This window comes from Halomonas sp., assembly GCF_034520545.1.
Lineage (GTDB): Bacteria > Pseudomonadota > Gammaproteobacteria > Pseudomonadales > Halomonadaceae > Halomonas.
The window spans coordinates 296427-310755 of the sequence record NZ_JAXHNN010000002.1 but is presented as its reverse complement, the minus strand read 5'-3'; the positions used below and the strand labels follow the sequence as shown (position 1 = coordinate 310755).

The window sequence follows — 14329 nt, the reverse complement described above, 5'->3', positions numbered from 1 at the left end:
TAAGGTAGTGACAACACAGTCCTTCTCCCGTGATCGGGTGGAGGGCTGTTTTCGTTGGTCATCCCGATCACTGGAGGTTCCTGCATGCCCCTCTCGCTCTGGCTATCACTGGCCGCTGTCTGTGCCATGGGGGCCATGTCGCCCGGTCCCAGCCTGGCCCTGGTGCTGCGCCATACTTTGGGTGGAGGGCGCCTGCCGGGCGTCGCGGCGGCCCTCGCTCATGCCTTGGGCGTGGGGTTCTATGCGCTGCTCACGGTCTGGGGTCTGGGGGCGCTGATCGTGCGCTTTCCGATGCTGTTCCAGGCGATCACCTGGGGCGGAGCGGCCTACCTGGCGTGGCTGGGGGTCAAGGCCCTGCGCGCCGGTCGTGGCGGTGCCCTGCATGCCTCGGCCATGGCCACCAGCCGGCGCCAGGCGGCACGCGAGGGCATGTTGGTAGCGCTGGGCAACCCCAAGCTGATCCTCTTCTTCATCGCCCTGCTCAGCCAGTTCGTGACCCCCGAGATGAGCCTCGTGGCCAAGGCACTGGTGGTGCTCACCGCGATGGTCATCGACGGCGGCTGGTACGTGCTGGTGGCGGTGGGCCTGTCCCACTCGCGGGTGCTGCCCTGGCTGCAGGCCCGGGCGCATTGGCTCAACCGCATCACCGGCGTGCTGCTGTTGGCCCTGGCGCTGCGGGTGGTGGTCGGGCCCATCGCCTGATGGATTGATCGCTTGCGTTGACGTACATCATGGCAGGTTCCTTGGCCTCAGGCGTTTTGCTGATACCCTGAAGTTCAGTGCCCTGGCGGGAATCCCCTGGATGAATGACCTGATGATGCAGACCCAGCGACTGGCGGTGGTACTCGAGGAGGATCCCGATGCCGCTGCCACCCTGTCGCTTCAGCTGCGTACGTTGGGCATGGAGTGCCGCTACTGCCGGAACGGCCAGCATCTGATCGGCGAGGTCATGGTGCGTCGCCCGCAGCTGGTTATCATGGCCCTTGAGTTCGGCCAGCAGGATGGCATCTCCATGCTGCGCCGGCTGGCCGAAAGCGGTTACCTCGGCCGGGTGCTGCTGCTAAGCGGGGTCGAGCGTAAGATCGTGCGCATCGCTGAGCGGCTCGGCCAGGCCCTGGGGCTGCAGATGCTGGCCTCGTTGGACAAGCCGATGCGGCTCATAGAGCTGCGCGAGTGTCTCGAGGCTCTTGCTCTGGGCCATCCGTCGGATGACGCCTGCACCGTCACGCCCCCTTGCCGCATCGAGGAACTCGACCGGGCCTTCGCTCGCCAGGAGATTACTCTCCACTACCAGCCCCAGTTCGAGCTGGCCAGCGGCCGACTCAGCGGTGTGGAGGCGCTGGTCCGCTGGGCTCATCCTGAGGCAGGCCTGCTGGTGCCCGGTCGCTTCCTGCCACTGCTCACGCCGGACCAGAACCGTCACCTCACGCGCCGCGTGCTGCAGCTGGCGCTGGAAGATGCCGCCCGTTGGCGCGGGGCCGGTCTCTCCCTGTCGCTGTCGGTCAATGTCACTGCCGATGATCTGATGTCTCCGGAGCTGCTCTCCCTGATCAGCGAGGGGCGATGTTCGGCGGGGGACACTCCCGTGATACTCGAGATCACCGAGACCGCCGCCATGGAAGATGAGCTGCTCGGCAGCGAGGTCGCGGCACGGCTGCACCTCGGTGGTCTGGAGGTTTCGGTGGATGACTTCGGGGTGGGCTTCTCGTCGCTGGCCCGGCTGCAGCTGCTGCCGATCAGCGAGCTCAAGGTCGATCGCAGCTTCGTCAGCCGCCTGCTCGAGGATGCCCAGGATGCCGCCATCGTCGAGGCGGTGGCCCTGCTGGGACGCAGACTGGGCATCCGGGTGGTGGCCGAGGGGATCGAGGACCTCGCCTGCCTGGCTAGCCTGGAGCGCTACGGCTGCACCCATGTGCAGGGCTTCGGCCTGGCGCGGCCCATGCCCGCCGCGGACATCCTGGCGCTGGCCAATGCTCAATCGCCGATCCGCGCCAGTAGTGCCGTGACCGGGGCATCTGCGGATAACACCCCGTAGGCCGGTCCGGCCTCGTCACCTAACCGTGAGCGGCAGAAGGTCTCGGCCACTTCCGGCGGGGCATGGCGCAGCAGCAGGGCGGCCTGCAGGCACTGGGTCAGCCGCTGAGCGAGCCAGCGGGCACGCGGCTCCAGCGCCTCGGGCGGTGCGGCCAGCTCGGCCTCCAGCAGGGCCAGGGCGCGATCGAGCTCGGTCTGCTGGCCACGTACCGGGGCGAACTCGTCCTGCAGCGCCGCCAGTGCCTCCGGATGGCGGCCCAGCACGCGCAGCAGGTCCAGGCAGATCACGTTGCCCGAGCCTTCCCAGATCGAGTTGACCGGCGCCTCGCGGTAGAGTCGGGCCAGCGGCGCCTCCTCCACATAGCCGATTCCGCCCAGGCATTCCATGGCTTCGGCCATGAAGCCCGGCGTGCGCTTGTTGTGCCAGTACTTGGCCAGGGTCGGCAGTAGCCGTGACAGGGCCTGCTCACTGGCATCGCCACGGGCGGCGCCATCGAAGGCTCGGGCGGCCCGCATCACCAGCGCCAGGCCGGCTTCCACCTCCAGGGCCATGTCGGCCAGCAGCACTCGCATCAGCGGCTGCTCGGCCAGCGCTCGGCCAAAGGCGTGGCGCTCCCGGACATGCTGCCAGGCCTCCACCAGTGCCTGGCGCATCATGCCCACCGGGGCCGTGGCGGCATCGAGCCGGGTCTGCTGGACCATCTCGAGAATGGTGGCGATGCCGCGGCCGGGCTCGCCCACCGGCTCGGCTTGAGCGCCACGATACTCGATCTCCGCCGACGCATTGGCGCGGTTGCCGCACTTCTCCTTGAGACGCTGCAGCTCGATGGCGTTGCGCTCGCCCTCCGGCGTGAAGCGCGGTACCAGGAAGCAGGAAAGGCCCTCGTCGGTGCGGGCTAGGGTCAGGAAGGCATCGGACATGGGGGCGCTGCAGAACCACTTGTGTCCGGTCAACCGCCAGCCATCTGCGGTGTGTTCGGCGCGGGTGGTATTGGCGCGCACGTCGCTGCCACCCTGCTTCTCGGTCATCGCCATACCGAAGGTCAGCCCGGTCTTCTCTCCCGCGGGCAGCACGCGGGGGTCATAGTCCCAGGCCAGCAGTCCCGGGGCCCAGTACGCCTGGATGGCGGGCGTCTGGCGCAGCACCGGCATGGCGGCATGGGTCATGGTGATGGGGCAGCAGAAGCCCGGTTCGGCCTGAGTCAGCAGGTAGAGGGCGGCGACATGGGCCTGGTGGCCGCCACCGCCCTCTTCCTGCCAGGCCACGGCATGCCAGCCGTGGTCGATGGCCAGGTGCATCAGCTCGTGGTAGGCGGGGTGGTAGGCCACTTCGTCCAGCCGTCGGCCATAACGGTCGAAGAGGCGCAGCTCGGGTGGGTGGCGGTTGGCCGCCTCCCCGAGGGCCTGGACACGGGCGCTGCCTACCTCGCGCCCCAGCGGGACGAGGCGTCTGGCAACCCAATCCGGGGCCTCCCGGGCCAGGGCTTCCTGCAGCGGGGCATCCTCGGCGAGCAGGTCGCGGTCCGTCGGTGGCGAGGGCTGGTTGGTCACCTCGTGGGTGGCCAGCCGGGTGCGGGGAGCGGGGTCGGGCATGGTGGTGCTCCGCAGTAGAGGCCTGCCATGAGCATGGTCGTCGACACGGACGCGGTCAACGCGCGGCGTGACGCTGCCGCCGTGACTGGGTAGGCTGAAGGCATTTCCCCGGGAGTCCTTCATGAGCGCCGACGCTTCCCTGCCCGAACCGTTGCCCGCGCCGCATATCGCCGACGAGCAGATACAACTGGTGGATGCACGCAATCACCCCTGCGGCAGTGCGCCCCGGGCTGCCATGCGTCGCTTCCGGTTCTGGCACCGTGCCACCTATGTGGTGGTGCGCAACCGCCGCGGCGAGCTCTGCGTGCAGCGGCGCACCCTGACCAAGGAGGTCTTCCCCGGCGGCCTGGACCTCGCCGCCGGCGGTGTGGTGGGGGCTGGTGAGGCGGTTCACGTGGCAGCGCGCCGTGAGCTGGCCGAGGAGCTCGGCATCCAGCGCGTGCCGCTTCGCCATCTAGGCGAGTTCGTCCACGATGCGGGCGGCAACCACATCTTCGGCAGCCTCTTCCTGGTCGAGCACGACGGTCCGCTGGTATTGCAGGCCGAGGAGGTGGCCGAGACCTTCTGGCTGCCGCCCGAAAAGGCCCTGGAATTGGACGGCGTGACCCCGGATACCCGCCAGGCGGTGCAGGTCATGCTGACCGGGGAGGCGAGGCGATGAATCGGCCTGAACAGCTTACAGATCTGGAGGGCGTGCTTGCCGCCCTGGAGGGGGTGGTGCTCGGCAAGTCCCGGGAGGTTCGTCTGGCGCTATGCTGCCTGCTTGCCCGCGGACACCTGCTGATCGAGGACCTCCCGGGGCTCGGCAAGACCACCCTGGCCCAGGCGCTGGCGCGGGCTACCGGCCTGGATATGCAGCGCCTGCAGTTCACCAGCGACCTGCTGCCTGCCGACGTGCTGGGTGTCTCGGTCTTCGACCCGCGGGAGGCGCGCTTCCATTTCCATCCCGGGCCCGTCTTCCACGGCCTGGTGCTGGCCGATGAGATCAACCGGGCCACTCCCAAGACCCAGAGTGCGCTGCTCGAAGCGATGGAGGAGGGGCGGGTGACCGTGGAGGGCGAGACCCGGGCGCTGCCTGATCCCTTCTTCGTGATTGCCACCCAGAACCCCCAGGAGCAGGCCGGGACCTTCCCCCTTCCGGAGTCGCAGCTCGACCGTTTCCTGATGCGCCTCTCGCTGGGCTATCCGGCCCCCCGGGCCGAGCGCGAGATCCTGCGCGGCCGGGCTGGACGAGTGAAGCTCGATGCGCTGATGCCCCTGCTCGACGCCGAGCGCCTGCGCCATTGGCAGGCGCGGCTGGATGGGATTTATGTAGCCGATGCCCTGCTCGACTACGTGCAGGCCCTGGCCGCGGCCAGTCGCGAGCATCCTGAGCTGGCCTGGGGGCTCTCCACTCGGGGTATCCTGGCCCTGCTGCAGGCGGCTCGGGGCTGGGCACTGCTCGACGGGCGCGACCATGTGCTGCCCGAGGACGTCCAGGCGGTCTGGGTCCCGGTGACGGGCCACCGACTTAGCAGTGGTCCCCGGGAGGAGGGCGAGGCACTGGCCCGCCACCTGCTCACCCGCGTGGCGGTGATGGGGTGACTATGGCTGGCGTGGCCACTGTCGGATCCAGTCACCGCGAACGGTTGCGCCACTGGTGGCTGCGTCGCCTGGCCGCCTCGATGGAGCACCCTCTTCCCCAGCGACGGCTGTTCCTGATACCCACCCGCTTCGGCCTGGGCTGGGCGGTGCTGGTAGTGGTGCTGCTGCTATTCGGTATCAACTACCAGAACAGCCTGGCCTACGGGCTGGCCTTCTGGCTGTTCAGCGTCGGCGTGGTGGTGCTGCTGCGCGGCTGGCTCAACCTGCTCGGCGTGACCCCAGGGTTGCGCTTGCCCCGTGAAGCCTTCGCCGGCAGCGAGGCGCCTCTGGGGGTAGTGCTGAGGGCGCGCCGCGACCGCACAGCTCTGGAGCTCCGCTGTGATGGCGCCCGCGGCTGGGTGGATGTCGTCGATGGCCTCGGCGAGACCGAGTTGGCGCTGCCGACCCCCCGGCGCGGTGTCCAGCCGCTGCCCTGGCTTCGGGTGGAGACTCGCTGGCCGCTGGGACTGGTTCGCGTGGTGGCCTGGGTTCGTCACGACGGCGAGCTGCTGGTCTGGCCGCGCCCGGTGGAGGAGGACGAATCGGTCGCGCGCCAGGGCGGGGTGGGCCTGGAAGCCGTGGATTTCGCAGGGCTGCGCCGCTTCCAGCTCGGCGATAGCCCTGGCCGAGTGGCCTGGAAGCAATGGAGCCGCACTGGCGTGCTGGCGACCAAGGCGTTCAGCGTGCCGCCGCGCCAGCAGCTTTGGCTGGACTACGAGGCCTGCCGCGGCGACCCGGAGCGACGCCTCTCCGTGCTCTGTGCCCGGGTGTTGGCCCACCACCGTGCTGGCGATCGCTATGGCCTGCGTCTGCCGGGCGTCACCCTGGCTCAGGGCGAGGGTGATGCCCAGCGACGCCGAGCACTGGATGCCCTGGCGCGCTTCCCGGCGACCCGGCCCCCGGGGGTGGCATGATGAGCACCTCGCGACCCGCCAGTCTGGTGGCGCCGGCCGTGCTGGCGGATGGCCGTGGGCTGAGTGGGGGCATGCTTCGCCAGCTGTTCATCGGTCAGTGCCTGGTGCTGGCCCTGCACCTGGCCTGGATGCCGGCCTGGCTGATGGGGCTTGCTCTGCTGGTGGCCGGCTATCGGCTCGTGCAACTGCGCCGTGGCCTGCTGCGCGCCGGCATCCTGCTGCGGCTGGCCGCGGTGGGCGGCCTGGTGCTGGCGCTCTGGCTGCAGTTTGGCACCTTGGGCAGCATGGATGGGCTGGTCGGCCTGTTGCTCGGCGTCTACCTGCTCAAGCTGCTTGAGACCCATGATCGGCGCGATGCCCGGGTGGTGGTGGTAATAGGCCTGGTGGCCACGACCGTGGCCTTCCTGCACGACCAGGGCATCCCCATGGCCGCCGGCGCCCTGCTGGCGGTGGCCTGGTTGCTGCAATCGCTGGTGTGGCTCTCCGGTGCTACAGGCCTGCGCCAGGCCTGGCGGGAAACGGTCTGGCTGCTGGTGCTCTCGGCCCCGCTGATGATCACGCTGTTCGTCATTTTTCCACGCCTGGGGCCCTTGTGGAGTATGCCCCAGATGGACCGAGCCTCCACCGGCCTGACCGACGAGATCTCTCCGGGCGACATCGCCGAACTCTCGCGCAGCGATGCGCGGGCCTTCCGGGCCAGTTTCGAGGGCCGCGAACCTGCACCCCATGAGCGATACTGGCGCGTCTACACCCTGTCGCACTTCGATGGCATCCGCTGGTCGCGGGCTACCCCCGACCAACTGGCGGCGACCCTGGAGCGCCCGGTCGATGCCTTCGTCCGCGAGGCGGTGCGCTCTCCCTGGCAGTCGCAGGAAGGAGCGCGCTTCAGCGCCGAACTGCTGCTGGAGCCCGACAACCGACCCTGGCGACCTTCATTGGGCACGCCGCTGGCCAGTGAGGAGCGCCAGCGCTACCTGGCCGATGGCACCCTGGAGGGGCTGGCGCCGCTGAGCTCGCGTAGCCTGTTGAGCCTTTCCAGCAGCGGGGCGCCACCGACCAACCCGTCCCCTGCCGGAGATCGCTGGCACCGCCTGTTGCCCGAGGGCGTCAACCCCCGCGCCCGGGCCCTCGCCGAACGGCTGTGGCGCGAGAGCGGCGGCGATCCGGACACCTACCTCGAGGCGATGATGGCGCGCTTCGGCGAGGCGCCCTATCGCTATACGCTATCGCCGCCTCGGCTGGTCGGCCAGGATCGCGTCGATGACTTCCTGTTCGACAGCCAGGCCGGCTATTGCACCCACTATGCCTCGGCAGCGGCGGTGATGGCGCGCATGGCCGGCATTCCGGCGCGGGTGGTGGCGGGCTTCCTGGGTGGCGAGCAAAACCCGGATGGCCACTTCACGGTGCGTGACTATGATGCCCACGCCTGGGTAGAGGTTTGGCGCGATGGTGCCTGGCGGCGTCTGGATCCCACCGCGGTCATCGCGCCGGAGCGCATCGAGCAGGGTGCCCAGGCGGTCGACGACGGCGCCGAGGCTTACCTGGCCGATGCCCGTTTCTCCCCCCTGCGCATGCGCGAGGTGGGCTGGGCAAACCGGCTGCGCCAGGAGTGGGAACGACTGGAGTACCAGTGGCAGCGCGGGGTGATCGGCTACCAGCGTGAGTCGCGCCGCTCCATGATGGCGCAACTGGTTGGCTGGTGGCGCGAGGCCTGGGCCCGGCTGGATGCGCTGCTGCCCGGGCGGGGGGCATTGTCCACCGCGCTGGGCCTGGTGGCGACGCTGGTCGTAGTGGCGGGCTTCGCCCTGCTGGCCCGGCGGAGCTGGCGACACCGGCGACAGCAGCGTGATCCCCAATGGCTGGTGGGCAATCTGCAGGCCTGGCTGGCTCGGCACCGTTTGGCGGCACGACCCGGGGAGTCTCCCGCCACCCACCTGCGGCGCGTCGCCCCCCAGGCCGGGCCGGCAGGACGGGCGCTCCAGGAGTGCGCCCAGGATCTCGAGCGTCTGACCTATGCGCCCCTCGAGGAGGCTGAGCGGCACCAGCGTCTGCGCCGGCTGTCGAGTCGGGTTGACGAAGTGCGTCGGCGCCTGGGCCGTCCCGGGCGCTGAGGGGTAGCGCGGTTGCGGTCGGCGTGGCATCGTGAAGCACAACGACCATCAAGGCGCGCGCATGTCCATTCACAACCACCAGTGCCGCACCGCCCAGGGCGAGCCCTTCAACTTCGGCGCGCTGCGGGGCCAGGTGCTGCTCATCGTCAACGTCGCCAGCCACTGCGGCTTCACGCCCCAGCTTCGCGAACTCGAGCGCCTCTACCGACGCTATCGCGATCGCGGGTTCATGGTTATCGGCTTCCCCTGCAATCAGTTTGCGCGTCAGTCGCCTGAGTCGGCCCTGGACTTTTGCACCTTTAGTGCCCGTGAGTACCAGGTCAGCTTCCCGCTGATGGAGAAGGTGAAGGTCAACGGTAGCGGTGCCCATCCGCTTTTCGCCGAGCTCAAGCGCGAGGTGCCCGGGGTGCTGGGGACCGGCATGATCAAGTGGAACTTCACCAAGTTCCTGGTGGGGCGGGACGGCAGGGTGATCCGCCGCTTTTCGCCACGGGAGGGCGAAGCCGAGCTGCGCGAGGCACTGGAGAGTGCCCTGGACGAGACCTGAGGCTTGCTCCTGGGGCCCCTGTCATTTTCCTCGGATTATCACTTTGGCGTGAACATCTGTTCGACAGGTTGCAGACTGGCTGGACGCCTGCCTGTAGGCCCGGTAAGCGACAGCGTGCCGGGCTTGCCCTCAATACGCCGGATGCGCCTCTGGCTTATCCGGCCTGCACGAGCCTGATGGCCTTCACGCCAGTGTGCGATGAACCGCTGCTCCTGTGGGGTCTCCGAGAGTCGGGGGATCAGGGCACCTCGCCACGCTCGATCAGCACCCGTCCCATCAGCTCGTTCCAGCGATGTCGGGTCATCATGGTGGTAAGCCCCGAGAACAGTGCCCAGCTCTTGCGGCGCCAGCCGTTGAGTCGCAGGTTGTGGGCCACCAGCTGTTTCATCAGCTTGTAGTCATCGAACGAGCGCCATTCGCCGGCCACCGACATCTGCTGGCGCGAGAGCACCGGAGCGAGCTCCAGGCGGAACACCCACTCCAGCTCGCGCACAGTCAGGTCGTGACGCTGGATGACGGCGACCATGCTTGCGTAGTCGGTCTCGCGGGGTTCGCGTTCCAGCCATAGCGGGGCCAGCGCCAGCCATAGCTCGCCGCGCTCGTCGACCAGTGTCTGTGCATCCATCGTTCCCTCCTGCCACTCGTTACCCGGGAGAAGCATCCTGCACCAGCCCTGCAGTGCCCTCAAGGGCGGACAGTCGCCATCGGGGCCGCTAGAATGTCGTTCACTGCCCCTTTGATTCAGTATTCGGCACATTCATTCCCCACGCGGACGGTAGCGGTTGTCCCGTCCGCCGGACAACAACGAGGTCTGACGTGATCATCAAGCCCAAGGTACGCGGTTTCATCTGCACCACCACCCACCCCGTCGGCTGCGAGAAGAACGTGCTCGAGCAGATCGAGGCGACCCGCGCCCGCGATCTCGAAAAGGCGAACGGCCCGAAAAAGGTGCTGGTGATCGGGGCTTCCAGCGGCTACGGCCTGGCGGCGCGCATCACCGCGGCCTTCGGCTATGGTGCCGGTACCCTGGGCATCTTCTTCGAGAAGCCGGGGACCGAGAAGAAGCCCGGCACCGCCGGCTGGTACAACAGCGCCGCCTTCGACAGGTTCGCCAAGGCCGAGGGCCTCTACAGCAAGTCGATCAATGGCGATGCCTTCTCTCACGAGGCCCGCGACAAGGCCATCGAGCTGATCCAGCAGGACCTGGGCCAGGTCGATCTGGTGGTCTACTCGCTGGCCTCGCCGGTGCGCAAGCTGCCCGATAGCGGCGAGGTCAAGCGCTCGGTGCTCAAGCCGATCGGCGAGACCTACCGTGCCACCGCCATCGATACCAACAAGGACGCCATCATCGAGGCCGAGGTCGAGCCCGCCACCGAGCAGGAGATCGAGGACACCAAGGCGGTGATGGGCGGCGAGGACTGGGAGCTGTGGATCGAGGCCCTGGACCGTGCAGGCGTGCTGGCTCCCGGGGCGCGCAGCGTGGCCTTCAGCTACATCGGTACCGAGATCACCTGGCCGATCTACTGGCACGGTGCCCTCGGCAAGGCCAAGGAGGATCTGGACCGCGCCGCCGGCGAGATCGATGACCGCCTGGCCGAGCGAGACGGCGGTGCCAATGTAGCGGTGCTCAAGTCGGTGGTTACCCAGGCCAGCGCCGCCATCCCGGTGATGCCGCTCTACATCGCCATGGTCTACAAGGTGATGAAGGAGAAAGGCCTGCACGAAGGCCCCATCGACCAGCTCAACCGCCTGTTCAGCGAATGCCTCTATGCGCGTGAGGATCAGGATAACGACTGCCGCACCGACGAGGTCGGTCGCCTGCGTCTGGATGACCGGGAGCTACGCGATGATGTCCAGCAGGCCTGCAAGGAGCTCTGGCCTCGGGTGACCACCGAGAATCTTTTCGAGATCACCGACTACGCTGGCTACAAGCACGACTTCCTCAAGCTGTTCGGTTTCGAGCGCGATGATGTAGACTACAATGCCGATGTGAACCCTGAGGCGGACTTCGATGTCGTGAACCTGTAAGACCCCGCTTTTCGGTCGTTACCCGAGCACGCGGAGTGCAAATCTCAGCCAATGGAGTTCTGCGATGGATACCCGAGAAAACAAGACGCCGGAAGAGAGGCTCCAGCAACTCAGGGAGGTCAGTCAGCCCGAGGATTTCGAGCACCCCGAGCCGGATGAAGATCAGCCTGAGGCAAAAGAGTCTACGCATGGGCTGCACCGCGTTCTGCCTATCGTTATCGTCGTGGTCGGCGTCCTGGCGGCGGCCATGCTGCTGCTGAGCGGCAACAGTAACTAGGCCGACTAGCTGCCAACCGCTGGCCTGTTCTCGCGGCGGGGCTGTGGATCCGCCCTGCCTTGGGTAGGATGGGGGACCTTTTCCAGCCCCCGCTACCGACCCAAGGTCAGATCCACATGCCCGAGTTCATCTCTTCTCTTCCTACGGCGTCACTGACGCGGCATGTGGGTATCGTGGTGCTGCCCGGCTTCTCCTTGCTGGCCCAGGCCTGTGCCACCGAACCTCTGGCGGTGGCCAACCGCCTCGAGGGGCGACCCCTCTATCGGCTCACGACGTTTGCTGCTGTCGCCGGCCCCGTGGCCAGTGCCTCCCACCAGACGCTGATGTCCCAGGCCCGCTTCGGCGAGGTCGACGATCCTCTGGATCTGCTGTTGGTGTGCGCACCAGGTCCGCTCTCCGGCAGTATCCCCGCTTCCCTGATCGATTGGCTGCGCCGGCTGGCCGGAGCGGGTGTGCTGCTGGGCGGCATTGGCGGTGGCACCGAGGTGCTGGCTCGGGCCGGCGTGCTGGAAGGCTACCGGGCGACACTGCCCTGGCAGCGCTTCGACGCCTTCTCCGAGGCTTTCCCCCGTGTCCGCCTCTCCCGTCAGCTCTTCGAGATCGACCGCGACCGTTTGACCTGCGGCGGTGGTACCGCCGCCATGGACATGATGATGACCCTGGTGGGCAGCCAGCACGGTCCCCGGCTGGCCGAGCGTATCTCCGAGCACTTCGTGCTGGAACGCATCCGTATGGGCGACGAGCCCCAACAGGTGCCGCTGCGCTCGCGGCTTGGCCATGCCCCCGAGAACCTGGCCGAGGCGGTGGCGCTGATGGAGGCCAACATCGAGGAGCCCCTGACTACCCATGAGTTGGCCGAGCACCTGGGCATCTCGCGTCGCCAGCTAGAGCGGCTATTCAAGAAATACCTGCAGGCAGTGCCCAGCCGCTACTACCTGGACCTGCGCCTGCAGCGGGCGCGTCGCCTGCTACGCGAGAGCGACCGACCGGCCGGCGAAGTCGCCCTGCAGACGGGTTTTTCCTCGGCGGCCCACTTTTCTACCGCTTACCGCAACCACTTCGGCATCACTCCTCGTGAGGAGCGGCTGGGGTAGGGGGTGAGTCGACTCCCTTTCTCGCCAGCAGGGCACGAACCAGCGAGCCCATCATCACCGGCGTATCCTGCTCGATGACGAAACCGGCCTTCTCCAGCAGCGGTCGGGCCTGGCGGGTGATATCGGTGGCGATGGCCGAAGTGAGGGCATTCAGGCCTCGTCGGGCGAGGCTCGCGGGGTGGTCGTCGGCCTGGAACTTGTCCATCACGCAGAGCTGGCCATCCGGCTTCAGCACTCGACGGGCCTCGTTGAGCCCCTGTGCGGGGTCAGGCATCACCGCGAGGATCAGATGCATTACCACTACGTCGAAGTGGTCGTCGGGGTAGGCGAGGCGCTCGGCGTCCATGACCTGGGCCTGGACGTCCCGGCCCTGAGCCTCGGCTCGCTGCTCGAGACGCCTGACCATGGCGGGTGACAGGTCGCTGGCGTGCAGTTCGACGTCTCGCGGCAGCCAGGGCAGGTCGAGTCCGGTGCCCGCGCCGACCAGCAACACCCGCATGCCGGGCTGCCAGGCCACCTGGCAAAGGGCAATGCGGCGGGCTCCACGGAAGACGCGGTCGGCTACCAGGTCGTACACCGGGGCGTAGAGCCCGTAGCGAATCCGGTTCCAGGTCGTGGTGTTGAACATGTCGGACTCCTCGTCGACGGGGTCTTTCAAGGAAGTGGCCCTCAGCCTACGCCATCTCGCCTACCCTCGCGTGGCGCGCTTGGAGAAAAGCGGCGTCTGCCTTTTACACAACTCACCGTCCCATTGCTGAAAGCTTCTCGCAGCAGCCCTCCCTATACTCGAGTGTTAGTTGATCCGAGCAATGATTGCCCCTGGCAACCGTTGACTCGAGTGATAGTTGATCCGTCATGCAAGAAATGGAGAACGACATGAGCCAGACCCCGACCCGCGCCGACTTCGACCACTACATGGTGCCCAACTACGCCCCCCAGCAGGCGGTCCCGGTGCGCGGTGAGGGGAGTCGCCTGTGGGATCAGGAGGGCCGCGAGTATATCGATTTTGCCGGAGGTATCGCCGTCAACGGCCTGGGGCACTGTCACCCGGTGCTGGTCGAGGCTCTCACGGCCCAGGCCAACAGGCTCTGGCACCTTTCCAATGTCTACACCAATGAGCCGGCCCTGGCCCTGGCCCGCAGCCTGGTCGAGCGGACCTTTGCCGACAAGGTCTACCTGTGTTCCTCGGGTGGCGAGGCCAACGAGGCGGCCCTCAAGTTGGCGCGGCGCTGGGCCCATGACCACCATGGCGAGCACAAGCACCGTATCGTCTCCTTCGCGCAGTCCTTCCACGGCCGCACCTTCTTCACCGTCAGCGTCGGCGGCCAGCCCAAGTACTCCCAGGGTTTCGGCCCGGTGCCGGGTGGCATCGTGCATGGCGAGTACAATGACCTCGACAGCGTGCGCAACCTGATCGACGACGACACCTGCGCGGTGATGGTCGAGCCGATGCAGGGGGAGGGTGGCATCATCCCCGCCGACCTCGATTTCCTGCAGGGGCTGCGCGACCTGTGCGACGCCTTCGATGCGCTGCTGATCTTCGACGAGGTACAGACCGGGGCGGGGCGCACCGGTTCGCTTTATGCCTACCAGCAGTACGGCGTGACCCCGGACATTCTGACCAGCGCCAAGTCGCTGGGGGGTGGCTTCCCGGTAGGTGCCATGCTGACCACCGACCGGGTGGCTCCGGCCATGGCCATCGGCACTCACGGCTCCACATACGGCGGTAACCCGCTGGCCTCGGCGGTGGCCCTGGCCGCCGTCGAGTTCATCGACACTCCGGAGGTGCTCGAGGGCGTGAAACGGCGCCATGACCTCTTCCGCGAGCACCTCGAGGCGATCAACCGTCAGCATGGCGTATTCAAGGAGATCCGCGGCATGGGCCTGCTGATCGGTGCCGAGATGGCGCCGGAATACGAAGGGCGGGCCAAGGACATCCTGCCGCTGGCCCTCGAGGAGGGGTTGATGGCGCTGATCGCCGGTCCCAAGGTGTTGCGCATGGCGCCCTCGCTGGTGATCCCCGAGGCCGATATCGTCGAGGGTATGGCGCGCCTCGAGCGGGCGGTGGCGAGGCTGGTGGCGGGGCAGTGAGCCCCGGTTTGCCGATG

14 protein-coding genes are annotated in these 14329 nt (G+C 67.7%); 11 read left to right on the top strand and 3 right to left on the bottom strand.

What is annotated here, in order from left to right:
• The first annotated feature begins 84 nt into the window (after nucleotides 1–84).
• Together U5L98_RS01465 and U5L98_RS01460 are read left to right on the top strand one after the other, a co-directional pair.
• Nucleotides 85–702 (top strand): LysE family translocator, encoded by a 618-nt coding sequence (locus tag U5L98_RS01465; protein WP_322556574.1) that lies wholly within the window; start codon nucleotides 85–87, stop codon nucleotides 700–702.
• A 100-nt stretch (nucleotides 703–802) separates the two neighbouring features.
• On the top strand, nucleotides 803–2035 hold the full coding sequence (locus tag U5L98_RS01460) for an EAL domain-containing response regulator (RefSeq protein ID WP_322556573.1): 1233 nt from the start codon (nucleotides 803–805) through the stop codon (nucleotides 2033–2035).
• Here the strand turns inward: U5L98_RS01460 and U5L98_RS01455 are convergent.
• Nucleotides 1975–3627, bottom strand: a complete 1653-nt coding sequence (locus U5L98_RS01455; RefSeq protein ID WP_322556572.1) for an acyl-CoA dehydrogenase family protein — start codon at nucleotides 3625–3627, stop codon at nucleotides 1975–1977. The two genes, U5L98_RS01460 and U5L98_RS01455, sit on opposite strands and share 61 nt — an antisense overlap.
• Nucleotides 3628–3748: 121 nt before the next feature.
• Here U5L98_RS01455 and U5L98_RS01450 point away from each other — a divergent pair, with 121 nt between their 5' ends.
• The 5 genes from U5L98_RS01450 (at nucleotide 3749) to U5L98_RS01430 (ending at nucleotide 8822) form a co-directional block, all read left to right on the top strand.
• Nucleotides 3749–4288: an NUDIX hydrolase gene (locus tag U5L98_RS01450; RefSeq protein WP_322556571.1), complete on the top strand. Its 540-nt coding sequence runs from the start codon at nucleotides 3749–3751 to the stop codon at nucleotides 4286–4288.
• Complete coding sequence (locus U5L98_RS01445; protein WP_322556570.1) at nucleotides 4285–5211, top strand: MoxR family ATPase; 927 nt, start codon at nucleotides 4285–4287, stop codon at nucleotides 5209–5211. Before U5L98_RS01450 ends, U5L98_RS01445 begins: the two co-directional genes overlap by 4 nt.
• An 11-nt stretch (nucleotides 5212–5222) precedes the next feature.
• A complete protein-coding gene (locus U5L98_RS01440) occupies nucleotides 5223–6164 on the top strand; it encodes a DUF58 domain-containing protein (RefSeq protein WP_322556569.1) in 942 nt (313 codons plus the stop codon).
• Nucleotides 6164–8275, top strand: coding sequence for a DUF3488 and transglutaminase-like domain-containing protein (locus U5L98_RS01435; RefSeq protein ID WP_322556568.1), 2112 nt, complete (start codon nucleotides 6164–6166; stop codon nucleotides 8273–8275). The genes U5L98_RS01440 and U5L98_RS01435 overlap by 1 nt, the downstream gene beginning before the upstream one ends.
• 61 nt (nucleotides 8276–8336) lie before the next feature.
• Nucleotides 8337–8822 (top strand): glutathione peroxidase, encoded by a 486-nt coding sequence (locus U5L98_RS01430; RefSeq protein WP_322556567.1) that lies wholly within the window; start codon nucleotides 8337–8339, stop codon nucleotides 8820–8822.
• A 238-nt stretch (nucleotides 8823–9060) separates the two neighbouring features.
• Here U5L98_RS01430 and U5L98_RS01425 read toward each other — a convergent pair whose 3' ends face one another.
• The gene (locus tag U5L98_RS01425) at nucleotides 9061–9447 is read right to left on the bottom strand and encodes a hypothetical protein (RefSeq protein WP_322556566.1); all 387 of its coding nucleotides are present in this window, start codon (nucleotides 9445–9447) and stop codon (nucleotides 9061–9063) included.
• 191 nt (nucleotides 9448–9638) lie between these two features.
• On the opposite strand from U5L98_RS01425, the gene fabV reads away from it, so the two are divergent.
• The 3 genes from fabV (at nucleotide 9639) to U5L98_RS01410 (ending at nucleotide 12221) form a co-directional block, all read left to right on the top strand.
• Nucleotides 9639–10850, top strand: coding sequence for an enoyl-ACP reductase FabV (gene fabV / locus U5L98_RS01420; protein ID WP_322556565.1), 1212 nt, complete (start codon nucleotides 9639–9641; stop codon nucleotides 10848–10850).
• A gap of 64 nt (nucleotides 10851–10914) precedes the next feature.
• Nucleotides 10915–11127, top strand: a complete 213-nt coding sequence (locus U5L98_RS01415; RefSeq protein WP_322556564.1) for a hypothetical protein — start codon at nucleotides 10915–10917, stop codon at nucleotides 11125–11127.
• A gap of 116 nt (nucleotides 11128–11243) precedes the next feature.
• Entirely contained in the window at nucleotides 11244–12221 is a 978-nt protein-coding gene (locus tag U5L98_RS01410) for a GlxA family transcriptional regulator (RefSeq protein WP_322556563.1), read from the top strand.
• On the opposite strand, the gene U5L98_RS01405 is transcribed toward U5L98_RS01410, so the two are convergent.
• The gene (locus U5L98_RS01405) at nucleotides 12193–12849 is read right to left on the bottom strand and encodes a class I SAM-dependent methyltransferase (RefSeq protein ID WP_322556562.1); all 657 of its coding nucleotides are present in this window, start codon (nucleotides 12847–12849) and stop codon (nucleotides 12193–12195) included. The genes U5L98_RS01410 and U5L98_RS01405 overlap by 29 nt on opposite strands.
• Nucleotides 12850–13097: 248 nt before the next feature.
• On the opposite strand from U5L98_RS01405, the gene U5L98_RS01400 reads away from it, so the two are divergent.
• On the top strand, nucleotides 13098–14312 hold the full coding sequence (locus U5L98_RS01400; protein WP_322556561.1) for an aspartate aminotransferase family protein: 1215 nt from the start codon (nucleotides 13098–13100) through the stop codon (nucleotides 14310–14312).
• Nucleotides 14313–14329 lie beyond the last annotated feature (17 nt).

Excerpts from the sequence above, each read along its gene's own strand:
- U5L98_RS01460 (WP_322556573.1), top strand. The coding sequence starts at position 803 with ATGAATGACCTGATGATGCAGACCCAGCGACTGGCGGTGGTACTCGAG.
- U5L98_RS01405 (WP_322556562.1), bottom strand. The coding sequence starts at position 12,849 with ATGTTCAACACCACGACCTGGAACCGGATTCGCTACGGGCTCTACGCC.
- U5L98_RS01450 (WP_322556571.1), top strand. The coding sequence starts at position 3,749 with ATGAGCGCCGACGCTTCCCTGCCCGAACCGTTGCCCGCGCCGCATATC.
- U5L98_RS01465 (WP_322556574.1), top strand. The coding sequence starts at position 85 with ATGCCCCTCTCGCTCTGGCTATCACTGGCCGCTGTCTGTGCCATGGGG.
- U5L98_RS01425 (WP_322556566.1), bottom strand. The coding sequence starts at position 9,447 with ATGGATGCACAGACACTGGTCGACGAGCGCGGCGAGCTATGGCTGGCG.
- U5L98_RS01455 (WP_322556572.1), bottom strand. The coding sequence starts at position 3,627 with ATGCCCGACCCCGCTCCCCGCACCCGGCTGGCCACCCACGAGGTGACC.
- U5L98_RS01400 (WP_322556561.1), top strand. The coding sequence starts at position 13,098 with ATGAGCCAGACCCCGACCCGCGCCGACTTCGACCACTACATGGTGCCC.
- U5L98_RS01445 (WP_322556570.1), top strand. The coding sequence starts at position 4,285 with ATGAATCGGCCTGAACAGCTTACAGATCTGGAGGGCGTGCTTGCCGCC.
- U5L98_RS01410 (WP_322556563.1), top strand. The coding sequence starts at position 11,244 with ATGCCCGAGTTCATCTCTTCTCTTCCTACGGCGTCACTGACGCGGCAT.
- U5L98_RS01435 (WP_322556568.1), top strand. The coding sequence starts at position 6,164 with ATGAGCACCTCGCGACCCGCCAGTCTGGTGGCGCCGGCCGTGCTGGCG.
- U5L98_RS01415 (WP_322556564.1), top strand. The coding sequence starts at position 10,915 with ATGGATACCCGAGAAAACAAGACGCCGGAAGAGAGGCTCCAGCAACTC.
- U5L98_RS01430 (WP_322556567.1), top strand. The coding sequence starts at position 8,337 with ATGTCCATTCACAACCACCAGTGCCGCACCGCCCAGGGCGAGCCCTTC.